Origin of the sequence: Xenophilus arseniciresistens (assembly GCF_028023875.1) — a bacterium.
GTDB lineage: Bacteria > Pseudomonadota > Gammaproteobacteria > Burkholderiales > Burkholderiaceae_C > Xenophilus > Xenophilus arseniciresistens.
Genome location: NZ_JAQIPB010000001.1, coordinates 235,929 through 256,742, shown reverse-complemented (window position 1 = coordinate 256,742; position 20,814 = coordinate 235,929). Strand labels below are relative to the sequence as shown.

Sequence of the window (20,814 nt, the reverse complement as noted above, 5' to 3'; positions counted from 1 at the left end):
TTTGGCAAGGCAAGACAGCCATGACCCATGTCCTGATCGTCGAGGATGAGCCGGCCCTGCTGCGGCGGTTCACCGACGCCGTGCTGGCGGAGCCGGGCTTTGCGCTGTGCGGTGCAGTCTCTACCGTGGCGGCGGCGCGCGCGCTGCTGGACGCCACCCCCGTGGACGTGGTGCTCATCGACCTGGGGCTGCCCGACGGGCATGGCTCGCAGGTGATCCGGCACGCGGTGGCCCGCTACCCGCAGTGCGACGTGATCGTGGTCACCATGTTCGGCGACGACGCCAACGTCACCGACTGCATCGCGGCCGGCGCCACCGGCTACCTGCTCAAGGACGCGCTGCCCCAGCAACTGGTGGCCGCCATTCAGGAGGTGCGCGAGGGCGGCTCGCCCATCAGCCCGGCGATTGCGCGGCGGATCCTTCAGCGCATCCGCACGGAGGGCGCGCCCGCCGAAACCGTTGCGCCCGCCGAAGCCCTTGCGCCGGCCAGGCCCGCCGCCGCCGTCCCGCCTCCCTCATCGCTGCTGTCGGAGCGCGAGACCGAGATCCTGCGGCTGACTTCCAAGGGCCTGAGCTTCAAGGAAGTGGGGGAGGTGCTGGGCATCTCCGGCCACACGGTCAAGACCCACATCAAGCGCATCTACCAGAAGCTGGCAGTGCACTCGCGCGGCGAAGCCGTGTACGAGGCAGGCCAACTGGGCCTGCTGTAGAGGCACCTGCCGACGGCGCATGACCGCCGCCTTGGGGTGCGCGCTAGCAAAGCCCGCCCCCGACGGCCATCCCGCGAACGCGGTACCCCCGGCACGCAAACAAGGGATGGCGGCGGCCGGCCGTTCTGAAAAAATTTTTATCGAGAGCGGCGGCCCCAGGCAAGGGAAGGCCGATGTCGTCCGTCGCTCTTGTCCGGGCCGCAGCGTCTGCCAGGACGGCCCGAGAAAAATCACTGAACGAGGAGCTCACATGGACATGAAGAAGATCTCTTGCGTGGCACTGCTTGGCGTGGTCTGGTCTTCGTTTGCGTTTGCGCAATGCGAACCGGAGCGCCGGGCCTATGACATTGCCGGCGAAAGCTGCCACAGGAAATGGCGCGCAGCCAACGACATCGCCGAATGCAAGAACGAGGAGAGGGCGGCTGCCGCGGCAAAGCTGCAGCAATGCTTCAGGGACATCAACGCCGGCAAGCGCGAGCGCTGAGAGACCGGCAGCCCCCATCCGTGCGTCGACCCCCTCAATCGATCCGAAAGGCATCCCCATGACCAGACCAGCTTCTTTCGTTTTTCTTCTTCTGGCAGTGGCTTCTTCGCAGGCGGTGGCCAGCAACTGGACGACGGCGATGGACAACAAGCGCAAGTGTGAGACCGCGGCGCACGAGGCGCAGAAAGCCCGCGTGCCGTCCGCCAACCACTATGTGCAGTGCGCCAAGGAGTTCGAGACGGCGGCCAGGTACTTCCGCGAGAACGACCAGTCGTACAACGGCAAGACAGCCTTCCAGCGCGGGCTCGATCAGTACAACAGGGGGAACATGCGCTGAAGGGGCGGGGAGCCCGGCCCGTGGCTCTTGGGGCGTGGGCCGGCTCCGCCCTGATCGACAGTGAGAGCCGGGCCCGGGTGAGAGCCCTGCCATGAAAGGAGCAATGATGAAGGAATTGAAGAAATCATTCAGAGCAGCCCTGGCGCTTGGCTGTTTTTTGGTCCTTGGTGCCTGTTCCACATCCCCTCGCTATTTCCAGGCATCCAGGGAGGTCGACAAGATAGAAAAACTGGCTTCCAGCGGCAAATGCGCTGACGCAATCAAGATCTATGACGAAATAAGAAAAGAATTCACCGATCAACCCTACTACATTGCCAGGGCTGCGACCACCTCGGTTTATGGATTCCCAAAATGCCTGATCGACGCCGGGCGCGCAGAAGAAGTCATCAGCCATTTTGAGCTGGCCTGCCAGCCGGACAGGAAAACTCCTTTCAGCGCCTTGGAGCAGACATACATATGCACCGACTACAACCTGAAAGATGCGGCAGCCGTTGCCTACAAGGCTGCGGGCCGTGAAAATCCGTTCGGGCAAGGCCAGGATGTTGCCAGGCAGATGGCGCGCAACAAGGAGATGGCCGATCTCATCGACAACGAAAGAATCAAGATCTACGGGCGCACTGTCGATCAGTCCAGATATGACGTGGGTACGGCCGCAGGATCCCGTCAATATCACAGGGAGATGAGAGCCGCCGCGATTGCTTCCATTTCATTCATCGACAGGCAGATCCAGAATTGCCAAAACCAGAAAAACTCCTGGTGTTTGAAGTATTTGAGTGAACAAAGAAAGACGGAAGCCACCAACGTAGAAGTTCACAGTCAGTACATCAAGGAATCCGAAGAGGATCATGCCGCCGCTCAGAGAATAGCCAGGGCGGCCCCTGCCATTCTTGGCGCAATTGCTGGCGCGGGGGCGATCTATGCGGGCGCGAATTCCACCCCATCCACTCAGTCCAGGCCAGCGGCTTCCTCCGCAGCTTCCGAGGCCAGCGAAGTCTGCCCCCTGAGCGAGCCCTACAAGTCTCAATGCGATGCGCGCAACGCGGCGCGAAGAGGCCGGGCGCCGGCAATCCAGGCGGGTGGCGCTGCCCACCAGGCCGTGCCCACGCAAGCGCAGGGGCAGTCCGGCGCTGGTGCATCTGCCAACACGAAATATTCGTCCATTCAACAGCAGCAGGTTCAAAGGCCGCAAGGCAGCTCCGACAGCTCAAGAGTTCGACGTGTTCCCGATGCCACCCAGTGCGTCAAAGTCAGATATGACAAGTACGGATCGCGGGAATTTCTGAATACCTGCGACCATGCGATCGAGATTGCCTGGTGCACCGAGGACGGCGTGTCCTTCAAATGCAGCAAGGGCAATTGGGGTTTCGTCGCCATGTGGACCCTTGCGCCAGGAGGCTCCTACCCCACGGGCGGTCAGAAGGGCGCCGTTCACTTTGCCGCATGCGGTGAAAAGAACATGGGGCCCAAGGAAACCGGCCCGAACATGCATACCTGCGACCAGTCTTGATGACCGGCATCACCCGGGCCGGATGGACGAACCGCTTCTTGCCACCTGTGGTGCGGTCCGTCCGCGCTGGTCTGGTTTAAAGATACAAGCGGCACCGGCTCGCGCGGTGCAATTGCCGCGGCTTGCCGTTGTTGGCGCATCCACCCGGCCGCGCGTGGCCCACAATCCCGCCATCCACAGGAACTCAACGCCCGGGAAACTGCAAGTCATCATGAACATCTGGCGCAAGGGATGCTGGCCGTGCATGTGGGTGCTTGCGCTTTTTTGTTGTCTGCTTCATGCCCCGGCCAGCCTGGCCGCCATGCCGCTCGTGGTCCAGACGCTGCCAGCCACGGATGCGCAAGGCCGCCTTGTGCCTCCGGACGGGCCCTGGGCGGATGTCTTGCTGCCGCACGTCGGCTCGGGCGACACCTGGTACCGGGTCTTCTTCGACGCGGAGCCGCGCAACGCCGAAGCCTGGGCCGCCTATGTGCCCTATCTCTATGGCGGCGGGGCGCTCTGGCTCAATGGGGTGGCCTTGAGCCAGATCCCGTCGTCCGGGGCGCAGACCACGGTGCGGTGGGAGCGGCCTTTCCTGTTCACCTTCTCCGATGAACTGCTGCGGCCCGGCCGCAACGAGCTGCTGATACGGGTCTCGGCCTCATCGATCACCCATGCGCGCATGCCCCGGCTCGAGATCGGGCCGTTCTCGACCTTGCACGCCAAGTATGAGCAGCGGCGCTTCTGGGTGCGCACGATGCCGCAGTACACCGTGCTGTCCTGCCTGCTGGTGGGCTCACTGGGGCTGTTTCTCTGGTGGCGTCGGCGCGAAGAGCTGCTTTACGGGCTGTTCGGCCTGGCTTCGATCCTCTGGGGCTGGCGGACCCTCACTTTCCTGGTGGAGACCCTGCCGAGCAACCTGTGGCCGTACTGGCGCGTCCTCTACTACACGACCACCGGCGGCTTCATCATCCTGCTGCTGATCTTCTCGCTGCGGCTGGCGGGCACGGTGCGCCCGCGGATCGAGCGGGCGCTGCTGCTGTACTGGCTGCTGGGGCCGCTGGCCTATGGGCTCAGCGGCGGGTCGGAGAGCCTGGTTGGCAAGCTGTGGCAGGGGGGCACCATCCCGATGGGGCTGGCCATCCTGGTGGCCTGCACGATCGCGGCGCTGCGGCAGCGCACGGGCCCGCTGATTGCGCTGGCGCTGGCCATCGCCATGGCGGTGGCGGCGGGGGTGCACGACTACCTGCTGGCGACCACCCCGATCTCGGGGCACGCCTCGGCGGGCTGGTTCGGGCATCGCATCTACCTGCTGCACTACGGGGCAGACCTGGTGCTGCTGGTGATGGGGGCCATTCTGGCCACGCGCTTCGTGGGCGCCCTGCACACGGTCGAGCAACTGAACCAGACCCTGGAGGCCCGCGTGCAGGACCGCGAGCGGACGCTGCAGGCCAACTACATCCAGATGCATGCGCTCGAACGCCAGCAGGCGGTCAGCGAGGAGCGCCGCCGCATCATGCGCGACCTGCACGACGGCCTGGGCTCGCGGCTGTTCGTGGCCCTGTCGCGCGTGGAGGCCGGAGAGATCGAGCACGAGGGCATGGCGCAGACGCTGCGGGACTGCATTGCCGACATGCGCCTGGCATTGGAGGTGATGAGCCCGGCCGAGAACGACTTCATGGAGGCCTGGGGGAGCTTTCGCTTCCGCTGGGACCGGCAACTGCAGCAGGCGGGCCTGCAGACCCACTGGCGCGTGCGCAGCGAGCGCGAGCCCATGGCGCTGAGCGCCGAGGCCGGCATGCAGCTGCTGCGCATTGCGCAGGAGGCGCTGACCAACGTCCTCAAGCACGCCCGCGCCCGGCAGGTGAACATCGAGCTGCTGTGCACCCAAGCGGATGTGTGCCTGTCGGTGTCCGACGACGGCACCAGCTTCAGCGCGGCGAACTCGGCCTACGGCAGGGGGCTGGCCAACATGCGCGCCAGGGCCCAGAAACTCGGCGGCGGCCTGCATCTCGATGCGGGGCCGGCAGGCACGCGCATCGACCTGCGCTTTCCCTACGTCGAGGCGCCTTCCAGGGCCTGAGCGGGGACAGGCCAGGGCCGTGGGCTGCCGGGCTGGGCGTGCGCCTCCGACGGCTCGGCGACGGCGTTGCGCCAGTGCGTGATGCTGCCGCCGTGCATGGTGCCCACATGGTCGGCCATCACATGCGCCTCGGCCTCGTTGTGGGTGACCAGGATCGCGGTCTGGCCGGCGCTGCGCAGGATGTCGCGCACCTCCACCGTCAGGCGCTCGCGGGTGGCGCCGTCGAGGTTGGAGAAAGGCTCGTCCAGCAGCAGCAGGGCGGGCTCCGGCGCCAGGGCGCGGGCCAGCGCGATGCGCTGCTGCTGCCCGCCCGAAAGCTCGTGCGGGTAGCGCCCGCCTGCGTCGGCCAGGCCCACCAGCGCCAGCAGTTCGGCCACGCGCGCGCGCTGCGCCTGGGCCGGCAGGCGGCGCAGGCCGAAGCCCACGTTCTGCGCCGCATCCAGATGCGGGAACAGGGCGTATTCCTGGAACATCATGCCCACGCGCCGCGCTTCTGGCGGCAGGTGCGTGCCGGGCGACGAGAGCAGCGTGTCGCCCAGGCGGATCTCGCCGGCACGCACGGGCTCGAAGCCAGCCACCGCGCGCAGCACCGTGGTCTTGCCGCAGCCCGAGGGGCCGAGCAGGCAGGCGATGCGGCCCGCTGCCAGCGAAAGGTTCAGGCCGCGCACGACGGCATGGGGGCCGCGCGGCGTGTCGTAGGCCAGGTGCAGGTCGGTCAGCGCAAGGGCGGCGGTCATGGCGAGGCAGGAATGCGGCAGAGCAGGGCGTTCAGGGGTTGGGCAGCACGGCGCCTGCGGCAGCCGCGCCGGCGGCGTCGCTGCTGCGCCCGTCGCGGGCGAACTGGGTGCGCGCCAGCAGGATGACGGGCGCCAGGCCGGCCAGCACGATCAGCAGGGCCGCGATCGCGCCCTCTTCATAGGTGCCGCGCGCGGCTTCGGCGTAGAGCCAGGTGGCCAGGGTGTCGAAGTTGGCGGGGCGCAGCAGCAGCGTGGCGGGCAGCTCCTTCATCGCGTCCACGAACACCAGCAGCGCGCCGGCCGCGATGGCCGGGCGCAGCAGCGGCAGATGGACCCGGCGCAAGGTGCCGCCGACGTTCTCGCCCAGCAGGCGCGAGGCCTGCTCCAGCGCGGGCGGAATGCGCGCCAGCCCGGCCTCGATGCCGCCCACCGGCATGGCCAGGAAGCGGATGGTGCAGGCCACCACGAGGATGACGCCCGCGCCCATCAGCGGCAGCCCGGGCAGCCCGAGCAAGCGGGCCAGGCCGGCGTCGGCCGCCAGCGCCGGCGTGAGCAGGCCGATGGCCAGCACCGTGCCGGGCAGGGCATAGCCCAGCGTGGCGGCGCGTGCAGGCCAGCGCGCGCTGCGGTGGCCCGCGCCCGCGCTCTGGCGCGCGGCCCAGGCCACGACCAGCCCCGCGACCACGGCCAGCGCGGTCACGCCCAGCGCCAGCGTCAGCGTGTTGGCCAGGCTGGTCAGCAGGCCGGGCGACACACCGCCGTTGAGCTGCAGCCGCTTGGCGCTTTCGCGCAGCAGATAGGCCGCAGGCGCCACGAAGCCGATCAGCACGGGCAGCGAGGCCAGCGCCGTGGCACCCCAGCCCAGCGCGCGCGGCAGCCGGCGCGGCGTGATGCCGCGCATGCGCTGCGCGCTGCCGTAGCGCAGGTGGCGCCGGCCGTGGCGCTCCAGCAGCACCAGGAGCACCACCATGCCCAGCATGGCGCAGGCGATCTGCGCCGCGCCGGCCAGGTCCGAGCGCGTGATCCAGGTGGTGTAGACCGACACCGTGAGCGTGTTCACGCCCAGGAATTCGGAGGCGCCGATGTCGTTGAGCGTCTCCAGCAGCGCCAGGCTCAAGCCCACGGCCAGGGCCGGGCGCGCCAGGGGCAGGGCCACGCGCCTGAACGCGCCCCAGCGCCCCTCGCCCAGCGTGCGCGCTGCTTCCAGCAGGTGTGCGGGCTGGGTCATGAACATGGCGCGCGCCGTCATGTAGACGTAGGGGTAGAGCACGAAACCCAGCACGAAGATGGCACCGCCCATGGAGCGCAGGTCGGGCAGGCGCCACTGGCGCGGGCTGTCGTAGCCCAGCAGCGCGCGCAGCGCACCCTGCACCGGGCCGATGGGGTGCAGCAGATCGAGATAGGCAAAAGCCACGATGTAGGCCGGCATGGCCAGTGGCAGCAGCAGGGCCCAGTGCAGCACCCGCCGGCCCGGGAAATCGCAGGCCGTCACCAGCCAGGCGCAGCCCGTGCCCACCACCAGCACCAGCAGGCCCACGCCGCCCAGCAGCACGGCGGTGTTGCGCACGGCGTCGGGCAGCACATGGCGCATCAGGTGCGCCCAGTGCGAGAAATCCGAGCCCAGCGCCAGCCAGGCCAGAGAGAGCACGGGTGCGAGCACGCCCAGCGCGATCAGTACGGCGGCCGCCTGCCACACCGGGCCGACCGGCCGCAGGCCGGGCTGTGTCATTCGCATTGCGGTGCGTGCGGGTTCCATTCCCTCCCCCGCTGGGGGAGGGAGCCAACAGCCATCACCGGCTCAGGCCATCTCAACGGTCAAAGCCCACCTTGTCGACCAAGGCGCTGGCCTGCTTGCGATGCTTGGCGATCTCGGTCAGCGGCAGTGGGTCGATCTTCAGCTCGCCAATGGACTGGGCCACGATCGGGTCCAGCGCCACGCCCTTGCGCACCGGGTGCTCGTAGTTGGCCTGGGCGTACATGTTCTGCGCCGGCTCCGACACCAGGAACTCCAGCAGCTTGACCGCATTGGCGCGGTTGGGCGCGTGCTTGGCCACCGAGGCGCCGCTCACGTTCACATGCGTGCCGCCGCTTTTCTCGTTGGCGAAGGTGGGCTTGATCACCTTGATGGCATCGCCCCACTTGCGCGCGTCGCTGCCTTCCTTGGCGGACTTCATCTGGCCCACGTAGTAGGTGTTGGCAATGCCGATGTCGCAGATGCCGCCCAGGATGTCGCGCGCCACGTCGCGGTCGCCGCCGGTGGCCTTGCGCGCCAGGTTGTCCTTCACGCCGCGCAGCCACTGCTCGGTCTTGGCCTCGCCGTCGTGGGCGATCAGCGCGGCGATCAGGGCCGTGTTGTAGGGGTGCTGGCCGGCGCGGATGCAGACCTTGTTCTTGTACTTGGGGTCGGCCAGGTCTTCATAGCGGAAGCTGCGCAGCGGCAGGCCCTTTTCGGCGTACAGCACGCGTGCGCGCATCGACAGCGAGAACCACTGGCCATCGGCGCCGCGCAGATTGGCCGGAATGGCCGATTCGAGCGCGGCCGACTTCACGGGCTGCGTGACGCCGCCTTCGACCAGGTCGAGCAGGTTGCCCACGTCCACGGTCATCAGCACGTCGGCGGGCGAGCGGGCGCCCTCGGCCTTCACGCGCTCCAGCAGGCCGTCCTTGACGAAGACCGTGTTGACCTGGATCTGCGTCTGGGCCGTGAAGGCTGCCAGCAGCGGCTGGATCAGCCCGGGTTCGCGCGTGGTGTAGAGCGTCAGCTCGTTGGCGGCATGGCTGGGAAGCGAGGCGGCCAGCAGCGTGGCTGACGCCAGGGCGCCGAACAGGGCGCGGCTCGATGGACGGGGCATGTGTCGTTCCTCCGGGGGGTTATGGGTGCTCGCTGCGCGAACCGCCGCCAGGTGGCGGGATTCTTGGCAACGCAAACCATTATCAGTGGCAGAACGGTCACTCTGCGGCGACCGAGCCTTCGGCCAGTCACCAACCGGCCGGCCCGCCGCCCCGGCGGGAGGCTCAGCGCGCCGCAGGCAGATCGAACACCAGGCAGGTGGTGGTCGCGTGCGCATACAGCGTGCCGTCGGGCCCCACCAGCCGGGCCTCGGCGGTGGCCAGCTGGCGGCCGCAATGGATCACCGTGCCGATGGCGCGCACGCGCGACACCTTCGCGGGGTGGATGGCGCGCACCATGTTCACGCCCAGCTCGGCGGTGGTGTAGCCGCGCCCCGGCGGCATCAGCGTGTGGATGGCACAGCCCAGCGCCGAATCGAGCAGCGTGGCGAACCAGCCGCCATGCACCGAGCCCAGCGGGTTGAGGTGGCGCTGCAGCGGCGTGCCCTGGAATACGGCGCGGCCCGGCGCGACTTCGACGATGGTGAAGTCCAGCGTGCGCGCGATCTCGGCATAGGGCAGTTGGCCGTCGATCATGGCCTGCATCACCTCCAGGCCGGTCTTGCCGGCCAGCTGCGCCGGGGCGGCCAGGCCCGGGCCAGGGCCGGCTTCAAGCCGCGCGAGCACGGCGGCTTCGTCGGCCAGCCACTGCGCCAGCTCGGAGGATGAGGGGGCGGAAGACGTGGACGGGGTGGATGAGGGGGTGTCGCTCATGAGGGCTCCTGGGGGCACTGCGTTGATTTTGATTGCATATGCAATTGTTGTGCATACAATCATATGCCATGAAGAGCGCCACACAACCCCAAGGCTGCACCAACTTCAAGTTGCGGCAACTCATGCGACAGGTCGCGCGGCTGTACGACGCCGAGCTGGCGCAGGCCGGCCTCAAGACCACGCAGTACTCGCTGCTCAGCCATGTGCTGCACCTGGGCCCGCTGCGGCCCGTGGACCTGGCGCAGGCCATGGGCCTGACGCCTTCCACGCTCACGCGCAACATGCAGCCGCTGATGGCTGCCGGCTGGATCGAGCTGGGCGAAGGCCCGGACGCGCGCAGCCGCCTGGTGCACCTGACCCCGGCGGGCCGCGAAAAGCGCAGCGAGGCGCAGCGCCGCTGGAAGGCCGCGCAGCTGCAGCTGAATGCGAAGCTGGGCGAGGCGCGCGTGACGGCGCTGCATCTGCTGATCGACGAGAGCGCTGCCCTGCTCGGGCCGCAGGAAGAAATCAACGGAGAAAGCGATGAATAGCGAGACCCGCGCCGCTGCGCTGATGAAGTCGCCCGCCGTCTGGCTGGTGCTGCTGGCTGCGGCCGGCACCTTCGCGCTGACCATGGGCGTGCGCCAGACCATGGGGCTGTTCCTGTCGGCGCTCAATACTTCCACGGGGCTGGGCGTCGGCAGCATCAGCCTGGCCTTTGCCTTCGGCCAGCTGTGGTGGGGCCTCACGCAGCCCTTTGCGGGCGCGGTGGCCGACCGCATCGGCGCCGGGCGCACCCTGTTCGTCGGCGTGCTGCTGGTGGCGCTGGGCACCTTCATCACGCCTTTCATGACCAGCACGGCCGGGCTGATCTTCGCCATCGGCGTGCTGGCCGCGGGCGGTGCGGGCATGGCGGGCCCTTCCGTGATGATGGCCGCCACCATGCGGCTGGTGCCCATGGAGCGGCGCGGCCTGGCCACGGGCGTGGTCAACGCGGGCGGCTCCTTCGGCCAGTTCGCGATGGCGCCCATCGCCGTGGGCCTGATGGCGGCCTGGGGCTGGGCCGGCGCGATGCAGGGCCTGGGCCTGCTGGTGCTGCTGGCACTGCCGGCCGCCTGGGTGCTGCGCGGCAATGCGCGCGCGCTGGCCGCGCAGCAGGCCGCCGCCAGCGGCACGCGGCCGCTGAGCGCGCGCGAGGCCATCGCCCAGGCTTTGGCGCTGCCCAGCTACCGCTACCTGGCCCTGGGTTTTCTGGTCTGCGGCTTCCATGTGGCCTTCCTGGCCACGCACCTGCCGGGCGTGGTCGCGGCCTGCGGGCTGCCGGCCGAGGTGGGCGGCTGGTCGCTGGCCGTCATAGGCCTGTTCAACATCGTGGGCAGCATCGCCATGGGCTGGGCCGTGGGGCGCTGGCGCATGAAGTCGCTGCTGTCGCTGGTCTATGCCACGCGCGCCGTGGCGGTGCTGGTGTTCCTGCTGGCGCCCAAGACCACGGCCGTGATGCTGGTCTTCGCCGCCGTGATGGGCGTGAGCTTCCTGTCCACCGTGCCGCCCACCGCGGGCCTGGTGGCCAAGATGTTCGGGCCGGCCAACATGGCGATGCTCTTCGGCATCGTGATGCTGTCGCACCAGGTGGGCGGCTTCATGGGCGCCTGGCTCGGCGGCTTCATCTTCGAGCGCACGGGCAGCTACGACTGGGTCTGGTACATCGACATCCTGCTGGCCGTGGGCGCGGCGCTGGTGCACCTGCCGATCCGCGAAGCAGCCCCGGCGCGCGCCGGCGCCCGCGCCTGAAGCCCGGAGAAGACGCATGTCCGCAAGCAACGGCGCCAGCCTCGACCCGCGCACCCGCATGCTGCTGGAGGCGCCCATCGTGCCCACGCTGCTGCGGCTGGCCGGCCCCAATGTGGTGGTCATGGTGGCGCAGGCCGCCGCCGGCCTCATCGAAACCTGGTTCGTCGGCAAGCTGGGCACCGACGCGCTGGCCGGCATGGCGCTGGTCTTTCCCATCGTGATGCTGATGCAGATGATCTCGGGCGGCGCCATCGGCGGCGGCATCGCCTCGGCCATCGCACGGGCGCTGGGCGGCGGGCGCCGGGCCGACGCGCAGGCCCTGGTGTGGCACGCGGTGGTCATCGCCCTGCTGTGCGGCCTGGCCTTCACGGCCGTGCTGTGGCTGGGCGGGCGCTGGCTGTACAGCCAGATGGGCGGCACCGGTGCCTCGTTGGCGGCGGCGCTGCTCTATTCGCACTGGGTCTTCGCAGGCGCGGTGCTGGTGTGGCTGTTCAACGCGCTGGCGGCCGTGATCCGCGGCACCGGCAACATGGCGGTGCCCGCGAACGTGACGGTGATCGGCACGGTGGCGCTGGTGCCGCTGTCACCGCTGCTGATCTTCGGCTGGGGCCCGGTGCCCGCGCTGGGCATTGCGGGCGGTGCGCTGGCGCTGCTGCTGTACTACGCGGGCGGCACGCTGGCGCTGTGGCTGTACCTGCGCTCGCCGCGCAGCCTGCTGCGGCCCACCCGCCAGACGCTGCAGCTGCACCGGCCGCTGTTCGTTGACATCCTGCGCGTGGGGCTGATCGGCGCCGTCTCCACGGTGGCCACCAACCTCAGCATCGCCATCGCAACCGGCCTGGCGGGCCAGTTCGGCTCCGGCGCCATCGCGGGCTACGGCACCGCATCGCGGCTCGAATACCTCCTGGTGCCGCTGGTCTTCGGGCTGGGCGCGCCGCTGATCGCGATGGTGGGCACCTGCATGGGCGCAGGCCTGCACGAGCGCGCGCTGCGCATCACCTGGGCCGGCGCAGCCATCGCCTTCACGCTGACCGAGGCCATCGGGCTGGCGGCGGCGCTGTTCCCGCGCCCCTGGCTGCAACTGTTCGGGCAGGACGCGCTGATGCTCGAGGCCGGCACGCGCTACCTGCAGGTGGTGGGGCCGCTGTACGGCTTCTTCGGCCTGGGGCTGGTGCTGTACTTCGCATCGCAGGGTGCAGGGCGCCTGCTGTGGCCGGTGCTGGGCAACCTGGCGCGGCTGGCGGTGGCGGGCATCGGCGGCTGGCTGGCGCTGCGCTGGGGCGGCGAGCTGGTCCATGTGTTCTGGGCCCAGGGCCTGGCGCTGCTGGTGTATGGCGTGGTCATCAGCGCGGCCATCGCAGGCGGCGCCTGGTTCGGTCCGCTGGGCCGCCCGCGCGGCCCGCGTGCGCTCGTCGCGCGCCTGCACAAGGCCTGAAGTACTGAGGAGCCCCCACGCTTGCCCGCTTCGCGAGCTCCGCTGCCCCCCGAGGGGGGCGCTCGCCGCCTTGGGGTGGCCCGGCGGCGGCGAGCTGCCGTCAATACCGGTAAGGGTTGCGCGGCCGGTAGTCGTAGCGGTTGGGCACGCCGTCGCCGTCGTAGTCGCGCATGCCGCGACGGTGCGCACGCCAGGCCTGGCGCTGCTCCCATTCCATCCGGCGGTGGTACTCGCGCTGGGCATGGCGATAGGCGCGCGCCCGGTCGTCCGCGTAGGGGTGGTGGTAGCCCGGGCGGCCGTGGTAGCGGGGGCCCCAATCGTCGTCGGCCTGGGCCGGAGTAGCCAGCATCGTCAAGGACGCGAGGGTGGCCGACAGCGCGGCGGTGAAGGTCAGCTTCTTCATGGCGAGGCTCCTGAAGTTCGGTGCCTTCACTGTCGCGAGACTCTGTAAACGCAGGGTCAAGCGCGCGCGAAATCGCATGAAGAGTTGTGCGGCGCCGTGTGCTTTGGCGCCGCCGCCGTTTCAGCCGCGCGGCCCGGGCTCTGGCAGCAGGCGGCGCAGCGCTTCGAAGAACAGGTCGGACTGTTCGCGCTCGCCCTGGATCTGCGCGGCCACATGGGCCGCGAGCCGGGCGTCCACGGGCTTGAGCGGGCGGCCCGTGCTCTGCGCGATCACCTGGTGCAGGCAGGCGCGCTCCAGGTAGTACAGGTCGTCATAGGCATGGGCGATGCTGTGGCCGGTGACGATCACGCCGTGGTTGGCCAGAAAGGCGACGTCCTTGTTCGCGTTCTCGCCCATCATCGTGCGCGCGATGCGCTCGCCCTCGGCATCGTCCAGCGCCAGGCCGTTGTACTCGGCGTCGATGGCGATGCGGCCCATGTAGCGCATCGCGTTCTGGCTCAGCGTCGGGTCCAGCGCCACGTCGCTGGTCAGCGTGAGCGCGGTGGCGTAGGGCATGTGGCAATGCAGCACCACGGCACGTTGCGTGAGCCGGTGCACGGCGCCATGGATGAACAGGGCCGTGGGCTCCACGCGATGGCGGCCCGCCACCACATTGCCCTGCACGTCGATCAGCACGATGTCATCGGCACCCACCTCGCTCCAGTGCAGGCCGCGGGGGTTGATGAGGTAGAGGTCTTCGCGGCCGGGGAGCATGACGCTGAAATGGTTGCACACGCCTTCTTCGAGCTGATGGTGCGCAGCGGCGCGCAGGGCCAGCGCCAGGTCCTTGCGCAACTGGCGCACCGCAGGGCTTGCATAGAGCGCATCGGCGCTTGGGTCGAAGGCAGGCGGGTGAAGGGCAGCGGTCATGGCGTGTGGGGCAAACGAGGGGAGGGCGGCTGGCCGGTCAATGGTTGTCGCGAGGCACGAAGGCGCCGCGCTTGCCTTGCAGGAAGGCAAGATCCGCGCCTTCATCGGCCTGCAGCACGGTGTCCACGTACAGCTTCCAGTAGCCCGATTCCAGGGGCGGCTTGGGCGGCGTCCAGGCGGCGCGGCGGCGTTCGAGTTCCTCCTCGCTCACATGCAGGTGCAGCTTGCGATTGGGCACGTCGAGCTCCACCAGATCGCCGTTCTGGACCAGTGCCAGCGGCCCGCCCGCGGCGGCCTCGGGCGCGGTGTGCAGCACCACCGTGCCGTAGGCCGTGCCGCTCATGCGCGCGTCGCTGATGCGCACCATGTCGGTGATGCCCTTGCGCAGCACCTTGGGCGGCAGCGGCATGTTGCCCACCTCGGCCATGCCCGGGTAGCCCTTGGGCCCGCAGTTCTTGAGCACCAGCACGCAGTGCTCGTCCACGTCCAGGTTCTCGTCGTCGATGCGCGCATGGAAGTCCTCGATGTCCTCGAACACCACGGCGCGGCCCGTGTGCACCATGAGCGCGGGCGTGGCCGCGCTGGGCTTGATGACGGCGCCGCGCGGCGCCAGGTTGCCGCGCAGCACGGCGATGCCGGCCTTGTCCTTGAAGGGCGCGTCGAAGGTCTTGATCACGCGCGGGTCATAGTTCTGCGCATCGGCGATGTTCTGCGCCACCGTCTGGCCGCTGGCCGTGACGATCTCGGTGTGCAGCAGGTGCTGGATCTCCTTCATCACCACCGGCAGGCCGCCCGCATAGCAGAAGTCTTCCATCAGGTGCTGGCCCGAGGGCTGCAGGTTCACCAGGCAGGGCATCTCGCTGGCCAGGCGGTCGAAGTCCTCCAGCTGCAGCGGCACGCCCAGCCGGCCCGCGATGGCCGTGAGGTGGATCACCGCATTGGTGGAGCCGCCGATGGCCGCCAGGGTGCGGATCGCGTTCTCGAAGGCCTCGCGCGTGAGGATCTGGGAGATCTTGATGTCCTGTTTGACCATGTCGACGATGCGCCGGCCCGCCATGCGCGCCAGCACGTTGCGCCGGCCGTCGACGGCAGGATAGGCCGCATTGCCCGGCAGGCCGATGCCCAGCGCCTCGACCATGCTGGCCATGGTGCTGGCGGTGCCCATGGTCATGCAGTGGCCGTGGCTGCGGTGCATGCAGCTCTCGGCCTCGAAGAAGTCCTGCAGCTTGAGCGTGCCGGCACGCACCTGCTCGCTCATGCTCCACACGCCGGTGCCGCTGCCCAGTTCCTGGCCGCGCCACTTGCCGTTGAGCATGGGGCCGCCGCTGACGCCGATGGTGGGCAGGTCGGCACTCGATGCGCCCATCAGCAGCGAAGGCGTGGTCTTGTCGCAGCCCATGAGCAGCACCACGCCGTCGACCGGGTTGCCGCGGATGCTTTCCTCCACGTCCATGCTCGCGAGGTTGCGGTAGAGCATGGCGGTGGGGCGCAGCAGGGTCTCGCCCAGGCTCATCACGGGGAACTCGAGCGGGAAGCCGCCGGCCTCGTACACGCCTATCTTCACCTGCTCGGCCAGCGTCCGGAAGTGGCTGTTGCAGGGCGTCAGCTCGCTGAAGGTGTTGCAGATGCCGATGACCGGCCGGCCGTCGAACTGGTCATGCGGAACGCCCTTGCCCTTGACCCAGCTGCGGTAGGCGAAGCCGTCCCGGTCCTGGCGGCCGAACCATTGCTGGCTGCGCAGCGTGCGCGGCTTGCTGCCGCCTTTCCCATCATCGTGTTGCTCGCTCATTGGGGAAATTCCTCGGTTGTCAAACATATTATGGTCATACGATTGAAACCGATTTCTCGGTGCAAACCATGACCATCCGCAACGTCCACGGCAGTACGGTAGACCGCATCGGCGGAGACATCGTTGCGGGCCGCTACGCGCCCGGCGCCAGCATTCCGCCCGAGCCGATGCTGTGCGAGGAACTGGGCGTGAGCCGCACCGTGGTGCGCGAGGCCGTGAAGTCGCTGATCGCCAAGGGGCTGGTCAGCAGCGGCCCCAAGGTGGGCACCCGCGTGCTGCCCGCAGACCAGTGGAACTGGTTCGATGCCGACGTGATCGTGTGGCAGACCCGGGTGGGCCTGTCGCCCGAGTTCCTGCGCGACCTGCAGGACCTGCGCCGCGCCGTGGAGCCCGCCGCCGTGCGCCTGGCCGCCGAACGCGCCACGCCCGAAGACATTGCCGGCATGGAAGCCGCCTATGCGCTGATGAAAGACGCCATCGAATTCGGTGGCGACTACGTCACGCCCGACCTGCGCTTCCACCAGGGCCTGATCGCCGCCAGCCACAACCGCATGCTGGTGCAGATGAGCCGCGCGCTGGCGGCGCTGCTGCGCACCAGCTTCGAGATTTCCACGCGGCGCAAGGGCGGGCCGGCCAGCTCGCTGCCGCTGCACCGCGCGGTGCTCGACGCGGTGATCGCACGCAAGCCCGACCGGGCCGAGAAGGCCATCCGCGTGCTCATCGACGGCGCGCGCGAAGACATCGACACCGTGCTGGCTTCGGGCAAGCGCCTGCCGCAGATTCACGAGCCGCCGCGGCGCATCCGGGCCACGGCCTAGGTCCGCCGCCGCACATGGCGTGGGCCGGGGGATGCGGCGTGCAACAAGAGAAAGAAGGAAGGAGACAAAAAGCGATGAAACGCGCCATCGACGCATTTTTCAGACTGCTGGAGTTCCTGGTGGTCCTGTGCATGGCCGCCATGGTGGTCATGGTCTTCGGCAACGTGGTGCTGCGCTACGGCTTCAACTCCGGCATCACGGTGTCCGACGAGATGTCGCGCTACTGCTTCATCTGGCTGACCTACATCGGCGCCATGGTGGCCATGCGCGACGGCGCGCACCTGGGCGTGGACACGCTGATCCGCCGCCTGCCGCGCCTGGGCCGCAAGCTGTGCTTCGCGCTCAACCAGCTGCTCATGCTGTTCTGCAACGTGCTCTTCTTCATGGGCACCTTCGAGATGCACGAACTGCAGCGCACCAACATCTCGCCCGTGGTGGGCATCTCGATGATCTGGGTCTACGGCATCGGCTATGTGGTTTCGGTGGTCATGGGCGTGATCAACCTGCACCGGCTGTGGCAGCTGTTCACCAACCAGCTCAGCGATGAGCAACTGGTGCAGGTGATGGAGTCCGAAGACAACGCGCCGGAGGAAGTCAGCCACGTGGCCGCACCGGGGAGCGCACGATGACCGTGAGCATCTTCGTGTTCTCGCTGCTGGCCGCCATGGCCATCGGCATGCCCATCGCGTATGCGCTGCTGGTGTGCGGCGTCTCGCTGATGGGCTGGCTGGCCTTCACGGGCGTGCTGCCGGCCTTCGACAGCCAGATCATCGCCCAGCGCTTCGTCGATGGCGCCGACAACTTCCCGCTGCTGGCCGTGCCCTTCTTCCTGCTGGCCGGCGAGTTCATGAACGCGGGCGGCCTGTCGCGGCGCATCGTGCAGATGGCGGTGGCCTGGGTGGGTCATTTCCGTGGCGGGCTGGGCTACGTGGCGGTGGTGGCGGCGGTGATCATGGCCGCGATCTCCGGCTCGGCCGTGGCCGACACGGCGGCGCTGGCGGCGCTGATGATCCCCATGATGAACCGCGCCGGCTACGACACCAAACGCTCGGCCGGCCTCATCGCCGCGGGCGGCATCATCGCGCCCGTGATCCCGCCGTCCATCGGCCTGATCGTCTTCGGCGTGGCAGCCAACGTGTCGATCACCAAGCTCTTCCTGGCGGGCATCGTGCCCGGCATCCTGATGGGCCTGGCCATCGGCATCACCTGGTGGGTCGTCGCGCGGCGCGACAACGTCGCCGCGGCGCCGCGCGTGTCCTGGGGCGAGCGCCTCAAAGTCACGGGGCGCGGCAGCCTGGCGCTGTTCCTGCCGGTGCTGATCATCGGCGGCATGAAGCTGGGCCTGTTCACGCCCACCGAGGCGGCCGTGGTGGCGGCCGTGTATGCGCTGGTGGTGGGCATGTTCGTCTATGGCGAACTCAAACTCTCGATGCTGTACCGGCTGACGCTGGCGGCCGGCAAGACCACGGCCGTCGTGATGTTCCTGGTGGCGGCGGCCATGGTCAGCGCCTGGCTGATCACCGTGGCCGACATCCCCGGCGAAGTGGCCCGCCTGCTGGCGCCCTTCATGGACAACCGGCTGCTGCTGATGCTCGTGATCATGGTGCTGGTGGTGGTGGTGGGCACGGCGCTGGACTTCACGCCCACGGTGCTGATCCTCACGCCGGTGCTGATGCCCGTGGTGCTCAAGGCCGGCATCGATCCGGTGTACTTCGGCGTGATGTTCATCCTCAACAACGCCATCGGCCTGATCACGCCGCCCGTGGGCACGGTGCTCAACGTGGTGTGCGGCGTCTCGCGCATCACCATGGACGATGCCTTCAAGGGCGTGCTGCCCTTCTTCATCGCGCACCTGCTGGTGCTGTTCCTGATGGTCCTGTTCCCGCAGATCGTGACCGTTCCACTGTCGTGGTGGATGGCGCGCTAGTTCCCGTTCCCACCCTCGAAGCAAGGAGACAAGAAGCATGTTGAACCGCAGAACCTTCACGGCCGCCGTGGCCGGCTCGGGCCTGGCGCTGGGCCTGCCCGCCTTCGCGCAGTTTGCCGATCGCACGATCAAGTTCACCAATGGCGTGAACGAGGACCACCCCGTGGGCGTGGGGGTCAAGAAGATGCAGGAGATCCTCGGCGCCAAGAGCGGCGGCAAGATGAAAATCTCGGCCTTCTGGGGCGGCTCGGCCGGCGGCGACCTGCAGGCCACGCAGGCCCTGCGCGCGGGCACGCAGGAGATGGTGTGCACCTCCAGCTCGCCGCTGGTGGGCATCGTCAAGGAACTGGGCGTGTTCGATCTGCCCTTCCTCTTCAACAGCGAGAAGGAGGCCGACGCGGTGCTCGACGGCCCGGCCGGCGAGTACTTCAACAAGAAGCTCGAAGCCGCGGGCCTGGTGAACCTGGCCTACTGGGAGAACGGCTTCCGCAACCTCACGAACAGCAAGCGCCCGATCAACAAGGTCGAGGACTTCGAGGGCGTGAAGGTGCGCGTGATGCAGAACAATATCTTCCTGGATTCGTTCAAGACGCTGGGCACCAACGCCGTGCCCATGGCCTTCGGCGAGGTCTTCACCGCGCTGGAGACGCGCACCATCGACGGCCAGGAGAACCCCTTCGTGACCATCGAAACCTCGAAGTTCTTCGAGGTGCAGAAGTACCTGAGCGTGACGCGCCATGCCTACACGCCTTTCCTGGTGCTCTACAGCAAGAAGCTGTGGGACGGGCTCAAGCCCGAGGAACAGGCCCTGCTGCGCGAAGCGGCCAAGGAGGGCCAGAAGGTGCAGCGCCAGGCCAACCGCGACCTGAATGCCAAGTCGCTGGAGACGCTGAAGAAGTCGCTGCAGGTCAACGAGATCAGCGCGGCCGAGCAAAAGCGCATGCTCGACAAGGTCAAGCCGGTGTACGACAAGAACGTGCCCACCATCGGCGCCGAGGCCGTGAAGGTGGTGACGGACGAACTCAAGAAGGTGCGCGGGGGCTGAGCCGGCCGCCACGCACGCGCGGGCCGCACCTTCGGGCGCGGCCCTTTTTTCTTGACCCTCAGAAAGACGGGTGAGCCATGAAGATCACGCAACTCGAAACCATCCGCCTGGGCGAGTTCCCCAACATCCTGTGGGTGCGGCTGCACACCGACGAGGGCCTGGTCGGCCTGGGCGAGACCTTCATGGGCGCCGCGGCCGTGGAAGCCTATCTGCATGAGTGGGCCGCGCCCAAGCTGCTGGGCACCGATCCGCTGGCCATCGAAGCGCGCAACCGCGACCTGACGGGCTACCTGGGCTGGCGCGGATCGGGCGTGGAAACGCGCGGCAATTCGGCCGTCGACATCGCGCTGTGGGACCTGTTCGGCAAGGCTGCCAACATGCCCGTGCACACGGCGCTGGGCGGCGCAAGCCGCGAGGCCATCCGCATCTACAACACCTGCGCGGGCTACCAGTACGTGCGCAGCACCGCCAACCAGAGCAGTTCCAACTGGGGCCTGGGGAACAACGCCGGCCCCTACGAAGACCTGCAGGGCTTCTTGCACCATGCCGACGAGCTGGCCGAATCGCTGCTTTCCGAGGGCGTGACGGCGATGAAGATCTGGCCCTTCGACCCGGCGGCCGAGAAAAGCCACGGCCAGTACATCAGCCCCGAAGACCTGGACCTGGCGCTGGAGCCCTTCCGCAAGATCCGCAGCGCGGTGGGCGAGCGCATGGACATCATGGTCGAGTTCCACAGCCTGTGGCGCCTGCCCATGGCGCAGATGATCGCGCGGGCGCTGCAGGAGTTCAACACCTTCTGGCACGAGGACGCGATCCGCATGGACAGCCTCGATCTGCTCAGGCAGTACGCCGTGGACTGCAAGGCCCTGGTCTGCGCCAGCGAGACGCTGGCCTACAAGTGGGGCTTCAAAGACTATCTGCAAACAGGTGTGGCGGGCGTCGCCATGCTCGATCTGAGCTGGTGCGGCGGCCTGACCGAGGCCCGAAAGATCGCCGCGATGGCCGACGCCTGGCAGTTGCCCGTGGCCCCGCACGACTGCACGGGCCCGGTGGTGTGGGCCGCCTCCACGCACCTGAGCCTGCATGCGCCCAATGCGCTGATCCAGGAAAGCGTGCGCGCCTTCTACACGGGCTGGTACAAGGAACTGGTGACCGAGCTGCCCATCGTGGAGCGCGGCATGATCCGCGTGAGCGACAAGCCGGGGCTGGGGCTGGAGCTGCTGCCTGACCTGCACAAGCGCAAGGACGCGGTGGTGCGCTGCAGCCGCTCTTCCTGAC

Annotated in this window: 20 protein-coding genes; 13 read left to right on the top strand and 7 right to left on the bottom strand. The window is 68.4% G+C overall.

Annotation, left to right across the window (positions count from 1 at the left end; all coding sequences use genetic code 11):
- Positions 1 to 20: 20 nt before the first annotated feature.
- The 5 genes from PGB34_RS01110 to PGB34_RS01090 all read left to right on the top strand — a co-directional run bounded on the left by PGB34_RS01110 (position 21) and on the right by PGB34_RS01090 (position 5,100).
- A complete protein-coding gene (locus PGB34_RS01110; RefSeq protein WP_271426221.1) occupies positions 21 to 710 on the top strand; it encodes a response regulator transcription factor in 690 nt (229 codons plus the stop codon).
- A 250-nt stretch (positions 711 to 960) separates the two neighbouring features.
- A complete protein-coding gene (locus PGB34_RS01105; RefSeq protein ID WP_271426220.1) occupies positions 961 to 1,194 on the top strand; it encodes a hypothetical protein in 234 nt (77 codons plus the stop codon).
- A gap of 58 nt (positions 1,195 to 1,252) precedes the next feature.
- Positions 1,253 to 1,531, top strand: coding sequence for a hypothetical protein (locus tag PGB34_RS01100; RefSeq protein WP_271426219.1), 279 nt, complete (start codon positions 1,253 to 1,255; stop codon positions 1,529 to 1,531).
- Between the two features lie 103 nt (positions 1,532 to 1,634).
- Positions 1,635 to 3,038, top strand: a complete 1,404-nt coding sequence (locus PGB34_RS01095) for an outer membrane protein assembly factor BamD (protein ID WP_271426218.1) — start codon at positions 1,635 to 1,637, stop codon at positions 3,036 to 3,038.
- Between the two features lie 382 nt (positions 3,039 to 3,420).
- Positions 3,421 to 5,100 carry a sensor histidine kinase gene (locus PGB34_RS01090; RefSeq protein ID WP_271426217.1) on the top strand — a complete coding sequence of 560 codons (1,680 nt, stop codon included), beginning with the start codon at positions 3,421 to 3,423 and terminating at the stop codon, positions 5,098 to 5,100.
- Here PGB34_RS01090 and PGB34_RS01085 read toward each other — a convergent pair.
- From PGB34_RS01085 to PGB34_RS01070, 4 genes are all read right to left on the bottom strand, one after another.
- Complete coding sequence (locus PGB34_RS01085; RefSeq protein WP_271426216.1) at positions 5,073 to 5,837, bottom strand: ABC transporter ATP-binding protein; 765 nt, start codon at positions 5,835 to 5,837, stop codon at positions 5,073 to 5,075. The genes PGB34_RS01090 and PGB34_RS01085 overlap by 28 nt on opposite strands.
- A 31-nt stretch (positions 5,838 to 5,868) precedes the next feature.
- Positions 5,869 to 7,572, bottom strand: coding sequence for an ABC transporter permease (locus tag PGB34_RS01080; protein WP_408647805.1), 1,704 nt, complete (start codon positions 7,570 to 7,572; stop codon positions 5,869 to 5,871).
- A 73-nt stretch (positions 7,573 to 7,645) separates the two neighbouring features.
- Complete coding sequence (locus PGB34_RS01075; protein ID WP_271426215.1) at positions 7,646 to 8,689, bottom strand: Fe(3+) ABC transporter substrate-binding protein; 1,044 nt, start codon at positions 8,687 to 8,689, stop codon at positions 7,646 to 7,648.
- 163 nt (positions 8,690 to 8,852) lie between these two features.
- Positions 8,853 to 9,440, bottom strand: a complete 588-nt coding sequence (locus PGB34_RS01070) for a PaaI family thioesterase (RefSeq protein ID WP_271426214.1) — start codon at positions 9,438 to 9,440, stop codon at positions 8,853 to 8,855.
- A 68-nt stretch (positions 9,441 to 9,508) separates the two neighbouring features.
- On the opposite strand from PGB34_RS01070, the gene PGB34_RS01065 reads away from it, so the two are divergent.
- From PGB34_RS01065 to PGB34_RS01055, 3 genes are read left to right on the top strand one after another with little or no spacing between them, the layout of a single operon-like run.
- The gene (locus tag PGB34_RS01065) at positions 9,509 to 9,970 is read left to right on the top strand and encodes a MarR family winged helix-turn-helix transcriptional regulator (protein WP_271426213.1); all 462 of its coding nucleotides are present in this window, start codon (positions 9,509 to 9,511) and stop codon (positions 9,968 to 9,970) included.
- Positions 9,963 to 11,210, top strand: coding sequence for an MFS transporter (locus PGB34_RS01060; RefSeq protein ID WP_271426212.1), 1,248 nt, complete (start codon positions 9,963 to 9,965; stop codon positions 11,208 to 11,210). Before PGB34_RS01065 ends, PGB34_RS01060 begins: the two co-directional genes overlap by 8 nt.
- Before the next feature lie 16 nt (positions 11,211 to 11,226).
- Positions 11,227 to 12,645: an MATE family efflux transporter gene (locus tag PGB34_RS01055; RefSeq protein ID WP_271426211.1), complete on the top strand. Its 1,419-nt coding sequence runs from the start codon at positions 11,227 to 11,229 to the stop codon at positions 12,643 to 12,645.
- Between the two features lie 100 nt (positions 12,646 to 12,745).
- Here PGB34_RS01055 and PGB34_RS01050 read toward each other — a convergent pair whose 3' ends face one another.
- The 3 genes from PGB34_RS01050 to PGB34_RS01040 all read right to left on the bottom strand — a co-directional run bounded on the left by PGB34_RS01050 (position 12,746) and on the right by PGB34_RS01040 (position 15,746).
- The gene (locus tag PGB34_RS01050; protein WP_333909002.1) at positions 12,746 to 13,078 is read right to left on the bottom strand and encodes a hypothetical protein; all 333 of its coding nucleotides are present in this window, start codon (positions 13,076 to 13,078) and stop codon (positions 12,746 to 12,748) included.
- A gap of 90 nt (positions 13,079 to 13,168) precedes the next feature.
- On the bottom strand, positions 13,169 to 13,957 hold the full coding sequence (locus tag PGB34_RS01045) for an aldolase (RefSeq protein ID WP_271426210.1): 789 nt from the start codon (positions 13,955 to 13,957) through the stop codon (positions 13,169 to 13,171).
- A gap of 37 nt (positions 13,958 to 13,994) precedes the next feature.
- Positions 13,995 to 15,746: an IlvD/Edd family dehydratase gene (locus PGB34_RS01040; protein WP_271426209.1), complete on the bottom strand. Its 1,752-nt coding sequence runs from the start codon at positions 15,744 to 15,746 to the stop codon at positions 13,995 to 13,997.
- Positions 15,747 to 15,814: 68 nt separating this feature from the next.
- Here PGB34_RS01040 and PGB34_RS01035 point away from each other — a divergent pair, with 68 nt between their 5' ends.
- The 5 genes from PGB34_RS01035 (at position 15,815) to PGB34_RS01015 (ending at position 20,813) form a co-directional block, all read left to right on the top strand.
- Positions 15,815 to 16,564, top strand: coding sequence for a FadR/GntR family transcriptional regulator (locus PGB34_RS01035; RefSeq protein ID WP_271426208.1), 750 nt, complete (start codon positions 15,815 to 15,817; stop codon positions 16,562 to 16,564).
- A gap of 74 nt (positions 16,565 to 16,638) precedes the next feature.
- Positions 16,639 to 17,193: a TRAP transporter small permease gene (locus PGB34_RS01030; protein WP_271426207.1), complete on the top strand. Its 555-nt coding sequence runs from the start codon at positions 16,639 to 16,641 to the stop codon at positions 17,191 to 17,193.
- A complete protein-coding gene (locus PGB34_RS01025) occupies positions 17,190 to 18,491 on the top strand; it encodes a TRAP transporter large permease subunit (RefSeq protein WP_271426206.1) in 1,302 nt (433 codons plus the stop codon). Before PGB34_RS01030 ends, PGB34_RS01025 begins: the two co-directional genes overlap by 4 nt.
- A 37-nt stretch (positions 18,492 to 18,528) precedes the next feature.
- Positions 18,529 to 19,536, top strand: coding sequence for a TRAP transporter substrate-binding protein (locus tag PGB34_RS01020; protein ID WP_271426205.1), 1,008 nt, complete (start codon positions 18,529 to 18,531; stop codon positions 19,534 to 19,536).
- 77 nt (positions 19,537 to 19,613) lie between these two features.
- Entirely contained in the window at positions 19,614 to 20,813 is a 1,200-nt protein-coding gene (locus PGB34_RS01015; protein ID WP_271426204.1) for a mandelate racemase/muconate lactonizing enzyme family protein, read from the top strand.
- Position 20,814 lies beyond the last annotated feature (1 nt).

Excerpts from the sequence above, each read along its gene's own strand:
- PGB34_RS01110 (WP_271426221.1), top strand. The coding sequence starts at position 21 with ATGACCCATGTCCTGATCGTCGAGGATGAGCCGGCCCTGCTGCGGCGG.
- PGB34_RS01095 (WP_271426218.1), top strand. The coding sequence starts at position 1,635 with ATGATGAAGGAATTGAAGAAATCATTCAGAGCAGCCCTGGCGCTTGGC.
- PGB34_RS01040 (WP_271426209.1), bottom strand. The coding sequence starts at position 15,746 with ATGAGCGAGCAACACGATGATGGGAAAGGCGGCAGCAAGCCGCGCACG.
- PGB34_RS01105 (WP_271426220.1), top strand. The coding sequence starts at position 961 with ATGGACATGAAGAAGATCTCTTGCGTGGCACTGCTTGGCGTGGTCTGG.
- PGB34_RS01035 (WP_271426208.1), top strand. The coding sequence starts at position 15,815 with ATGACCATCCGCAACGTCCACGGCAGTACGGTAGACCGCATCGGCGGA.
- PGB34_RS01080 (WP_408647805.1), bottom strand. The coding sequence starts at position 7,572 with ATGCGAATGACACAGCCCGGCCTGCGGCCGGTCGGCCCGGTGTGGCAG.
- PGB34_RS01100 (WP_271426219.1), top strand. The coding sequence starts at position 1,253 with ATGACCAGACCAGCTTCTTTCGTTTTTCTTCTTCTGGCAGTGGCTTCT.
- PGB34_RS01030 (WP_271426207.1), top strand. The coding sequence starts at position 16,639 with ATGAAACGCGCCATCGACGCATTTTTCAGACTGCTGGAGTTCCTGGTG.
- PGB34_RS01055 (WP_271426211.1), top strand. The coding sequence starts at position 11,227 with ATGTCCGCAAGCAACGGCGCCAGCCTCGACCCGCGCACCCGCATGCTG.
- PGB34_RS01015 (WP_271426204.1), top strand. The coding sequence starts at position 19,614 with ATGAAGATCACGCAACTCGAAACCATCCGCCTGGGCGAGTTCCCCAAC.
- PGB34_RS01025 (WP_271426206.1), top strand. The coding sequence starts at position 17,190 with ATGACCGTGAGCATCTTCGTGTTCTCGCTGCTGGCCGCCATGGCCATC.
- PGB34_RS01075 (WP_271426215.1), bottom strand. The coding sequence starts at position 8,689 with ATGCCCCGTCCATCGAGCCGCGCCCTGTTCGGCGCCCTGGCGTCAGCC.
- PGB34_RS01070 (WP_271426214.1), bottom strand. The coding sequence starts at position 9,440 with ATGAGCGACACCCCCTCATCCACCCCGTCCACGTCTTCCGCCCCCTCA.
- PGB34_RS01045 (WP_271426210.1), bottom strand. The coding sequence starts at position 13,957 with ATGACCGCTGCCCTTCACCCGCCTGCCTTCGACCCAAGCGCCGATGCG.
- PGB34_RS01060 (WP_271426212.1), top strand. The coding sequence starts at position 9,963 with ATGAATAGCGAGACCCGCGCCGCTGCGCTGATGAAGTCGCCCGCCGTC.
- PGB34_RS01085 (WP_271426216.1), bottom strand. The coding sequence starts at position 5,837 with ATGACCGCCGCCCTTGCGCTGACCGACCTGCACCTGGCCTACGACACG.
- PGB34_RS01065 (WP_271426213.1), top strand. The coding sequence starts at position 9,509 with ATGAAGAGCGCCACACAACCCCAAGGCTGCACCAACTTCAAGTTGCGG.
- PGB34_RS01020 (WP_271426205.1), top strand. The coding sequence starts at position 18,529 with ATGTTGAACCGCAGAACCTTCACGGCCGCCGTGGCCGGCTCGGGCCTG.